General features: G+C 46.7%; 5 protein-coding genes. 2 read left to right on the top strand and 3 right to left on the bottom strand.

All coding sequences use genetic code 11. The features are described from left to right. Positions 1-73 precede the first annotated feature (73 nt). From NLX71_RS26000 to NLX71_RS25990, 3 genes are read right to left on the bottom strand one after another with little or no spacing between them, the layout of a single operon-like run. On the bottom strand, positions 74-619 hold the full coding sequence (locus NLX71_RS26000; RefSeq protein WP_254366691.1) for a tyrosine-type recombinase/integrase: 546 nt from the start codon (positions 617-619) through the stop codon (positions 74-76). Beyond that, a complete protein-coding gene (locus tag NLX71_RS25995; RefSeq protein WP_254366689.1) occupies positions 606-1,592 on the bottom strand; it encodes a tyrosine-type recombinase/integrase in 987 nt (328 codons plus the stop codon). The genes NLX71_RS26000 and NLX71_RS25995 overlap by 14 nt, the downstream gene beginning before the upstream one ends. Then, positions 1,585-2,823, bottom strand: a complete 1,239-nt coding sequence (locus NLX71_RS25990) for a site-specific integrase (protein WP_254366687.1) — start codon at positions 2,821-2,823, stop codon at positions 1,585-1,587. Before NLX71_RS25990 ends, NLX71_RS25995 begins: the two co-directional genes overlap by 8 nt. A gap of 149 nt (positions 2,824-2,972) precedes the next feature. Here NLX71_RS25990 and NLX71_RS26925 point away from each other — a divergent pair, with 149 nt between their 5' ends. Next, on the top strand, positions 2,973-3,833 hold the full coding sequence (locus NLX71_RS26925; RefSeq protein WP_309248995.1) for a reverse transcriptase domain-containing protein: 861 nt from the start codon (positions 2,973-2,975) through the stop codon (positions 3,831-3,833). Between the two features lie 95 nt (positions 3,834-3,928). Further along, on the top strand, positions 3,929-4,297 hold the full coding sequence (locus NLX71_RS27235) for a DDE-type integrase/transposase/recombinase (RefSeq protein ID WP_375377975.1): 369 nt from the start codon (positions 3,929-3,931) through the stop codon (positions 4,295-4,297). The last annotated feature ends 73 nt before the right edge of the window (positions 4,298-4,370 follow it).

The raw sequence follows: 4,370 nt of genomic DNA, 5'->3' as shown, positions 1-4,370 counted from the left end.
GTGCGCGTCGTAATCAGTTACGTATATGATCTCATGAATCCCGTCGTTTTTCTACGTGTGGAGGATTTGACGCTTACCTTAGAACCGGAGGAGGATCTAAGCGAACGTCTCGGACACGTAGATCAACTAATTCCTGCACTCTGGCCCCCGTATCATACAAGACAGACAGCAGCGTAGCATCTCGGCGCCCACTTGCCGTGGACAGATCTGGTTGCCCCAGTATGAGTTGCAGTGAATCAGGAGTAAGGTGCTTCACTGTCGGCTTCGGTGCCTTTTTCATGGGAATGGCAAGGATTTTTTGGTAAGTGAGTAAACCGACAGGATGTTCCGCTTGTACGTAACGAAAAAATGCATGAATGCAAGCCAGACGCTGGTTCCGCGTAGAGATCCCGTTGTTTCTTTCCTCTTCGAGCCACTTTAGAAAGGCGAGTATGAGTGACTCATCTACTTGTGCAAAAGAAAGCCTTTCAATCGAGAGTCTGCTCTGTTTGCAGTAGGTGAGGAACAGCTTAAACGTGTCGCGGTAGGAAGAGATTGTATTAGGACTCATATTCCGCTGTCCCGGAAGATAAGCAGTTAAATATTGGGATAAGGCCTTGGCAAAATCAGTCGGCTTCAAGACCATCGCCTCCCATAACGGGGATCACGTGGCCGAAAGCATGTTCCACCTTTGCCGTAATATCTGGGTAGAGCTCCGCGGTAAGTCTCAAGTATTGGGATGTGTCGCTAAACGAATGGTGTCCCAAGTATGTTTTAAGGACCGGCAGATAAGCGGTGAGATCTTTTCCTTCCAGAACCCAGCGGCGCAGGCAGTGGACGGCAAACGTATGGCGGATGTCGTGGATGCGAGGTCCCTTTCCCCAACCACCGTGCGAGATTCGAGCCTTCCATAGGAATTTTCGAAAGTTCTTGTACACATTGTTGTGAGTGACAGCTTGTCCGTTCGGATTCGGGAAAAAGTATGCGTCGGCACCCGAAAACATATGAACCTGCTTCACATAGGCAAGGCATCGCTGAAGAAGTTCTTGGGATAGGGGCACGAGTCTGTCCTTATTGAACTTCCCATCTAGAATGGTTAGCACACCGTTTTCCAGGTCCACATCCCGTATTTTAAGATGAAGGGCCTCTGAAATCCGAAGACCAGAGCTGTAGAGCATACGAAACAACAACGGCATAATCCACTGTCTGTTTGGAACCTCGGGACGGTAATGACAAGAATCGGCTTGTCTAAAAAGCGCCGTGAGTTCCTCATTGCTAAATATATGCGGGATATATCGAGGTTCCTTTGGCAAGGTGTTCTTGGGAAGTACGTAAGCTTGAATGCCAAGCCGACTCATAAACAACGCTAACTGCCTTACTACTACGACTCTGTTCCGAAGGGTTGCCTGGGCTTCATGGGGCCTCTTCTGGTTCCAAGCCTGAACGAGTTCCTTAGAAAGTACAGACTCGGTGCAACCATACTCCAAACAGAATTGATCAAATCTGTACAGTGATCGGGCACTACTGTCATATTTGTAGCCGAGCGACTGTTTTTGGCGGATCACTTCCCGGATGTAGGTTTGGAATGGACTTCTGTAGACGTATTCAGGCATGTGGGAGCACCCCCTCGGGGTTCAAAGCACACTCACGAAGCATCTCGACGTCAACCTTCAGATAAACAGCTGTCGAGTCCGAACTCACATGCCCCAGTATGTCTGAGATGACTGACAAGGGAGTATTCTCTTGAAGAAGCCGGCTGGCCAGCGTATGTCGTAAAGAATGCATGCCTCTTTTCTTCTGGGGGCTTATTGGGATCTTGGCTAGCTTCATGTATTTTTCGATGATCCGGTGCAGGTGGTGTTCGTCTGAGAAAGGCTCGAGCGGCGCAAGGTGCCGCAGGAATACAAAGGGAGAATCCACTTTCGGACGCCCGTGTTTGAGGTAGTCAATAATAGCCCAACCGACGTCCGGCAAGAGCGGTAAATAAAGCTCCCTCGAAGTCTTCGACTGCATAAGCGTGATGCGATTCTCTTGCCATTTCAGGTTCTCCAGCTTCAACCGTTTAAGGTCTATGCTTCTAAGACCCAGACGAGCAACTGAGAGGATCATGGCATAATCCCGCTTTCCCGCTGGGTTGCCTCTGTCGATCGCCTCAAGCAGCTTTGTTACATGCTCCGGTGACCATACAGAAGGAATCCGGTTCTGCTTTCTCGCATTTATGGATGGAAGGGTTTCGGTCAGATCCTGCGTATGGATCTGGTTGCTGTAAAGGAAGCGAAGGAAGGAGCGAAGCGCACAAAGTTGTTGCTCGACCATCTTGCAACTGTATCCAAGTAGGGTGTTGATGTAGTCGTTCAAGATTACGGCAGAGATAACAGCACACTCTGGAATGCCCTTAGATTCAAGAAAACTCAAAAATTTTTCAGTAGCCTTCCTGTAATGATTCTGTGTTGCCCTTGAATAGTCTTTCATTTCACAATGTACAGAGTATTTTTTGAGTATTGCCTCGAAAGCGGTACTTTGTAGTAATTTCTTCTGTTTGAAATATCTACGAAGAATACAGCCATGCAATTGGTAATCTCCAAGCATTCTAACCACCCGGGAGACGTTGATGATGGACTGTGTAAGGTTTCCGGCCTTTTCGAGTTCAAAATAATTGTACTTCCGTTCAAGAAAACGAATTCCAGCTTCCTCGGTAAAGCAATTGGTGCCTTCCGATTCCAAGAAGCCAGCAATTCGTCGCCACATCAATCTGTAGTACTTGATCGATTGCTCGTTGTAATGTAGACGGTACAGCTCTTTCTCGAGTTCGATCATTAACTCTCGAAAAGGTAAGATTTCCATGATGATACCCCCGAAATGTATAGTGAGAAGTTCTTCTCCTACTAAACATTTCGGAATATTATGCAAAGTAATCTAAGTTAAATTCCTTTGCTAGCCTGGGCTTGTGGGTTTTACTTTGCATAACGTGTTACTTCTCATAAGGCGGCGTCATTTCGCCGCTACTATCCAATATTATGTTACACGAATTTGATCAATGGATGGAAGCGAAATTTCTGAGTAAGAAGGTACGAAAAGATCGCTGGGCATGGAACTTCGGCATACAGAGTGAGCGTCCTATCGCGATACATGAAAATCGGCAATGGAAACCTGCAATTTCTTACTGTCGTTATGCAGACGACTTTATTATCATCGTCAAAGGAACCAAGGCACATGCAGAAGAAGTGCGGGAGGTATGTCGGGAATTTCTCGAAGATACGCTGAAACTCACGTTAAATATGGAAAAGACACATATTACGCACGTGAACGACGGCTTTATTTTTCTCGGTCACCGCATTATTCGCAAACGAGGATCCCGAGGACGAATGCGCCCTGTCTCATCCATTCCATGGGAGAAATACCGCCGTTTCACTGAAAAGCTAGTCAAGCAACTGTCAGGAAATTACAGCATGAACAGAATGGACTTGGTTGAAAGCCTTAACCGACAACTTGCAGGATGGGCAAATTTCTACCAATATACCGACCACACTGCGACGATATTCAGCAAAGTAGATCGTACGGTATTTTGGAAACTCGGATACTGGCTTGCACGGAAGTATAAGCGTAGTTTCCGGTCGTTAATGCGGGAATATGTTCGATCACCAGAAAAGGGTAAGGCTAAAACCTGGGTACTGCAAGGGCAAAACAGTCGGGGATTCTATGGAGAAATGGCACTGAGAAGGCTGATAACCGGCCGCAAGAGTTGGTTCACATGGCGAAACCCAAACGAAAATCCATACATTCTACGTGCTGAGAAGCGTCGAACAATTGAATCATACTATGACCAAGTCGCCTTTGCTCTGAGCAACACTTAAATGGAGAGCCGGATGCGCTGAGAGGTGCAAGTCCGGTTCGGGAAAGAGAGACAGGGAGATAGCTCGACTACGCCTTGTCTCTTATTTCACGGTACGTGGCAGGCGAACGTCGACATTTTTACCTAGCAAGCATCATAGATGTGTTTGACCGAAGCATTGTCACGTATCATCGAGGTAAAGCTTGTAGTACAAATGACATTCTACGAACTGTCCAAAAGGCACTCCTGAAACGCAAAGCATGCGAGCAAGACAACCATTTAGTGATTCGAACAGATAACGGTCCACAGTTCATTAGTAAAGCCTTCTACGCTTTCTGTGAACAGGCTAGCATCGAGCATGAGCGTATTCCACCCCATACGCCAAACAAGAATGCCTTTATCGAGTCCTTTCATAGTATCTTGGAAAGAGAATGTTACCAACGCAATTGTTTCGAAACCTATGAAGAAGCTTTTAAAGAAGTGTAAGCGTCAAATCCTCCACACCTAGAAAAACGACGGGATTCATGAGATCATATACGTAACTGATTACGACGCACAC

Origin of the sequence: Paenibacillus sp. MZ04-78.2 (assembly GCF_024213375.1) — a bacterium.
Classification (GTDB): domain Bacteria; phylum Bacillota; class Bacilli; order Paenibacillales; family NBRC-103111; genus Paenibacillus_G.
This window is presented reverse-complemented; position numbering and strand designations above follow the sequence as displayed.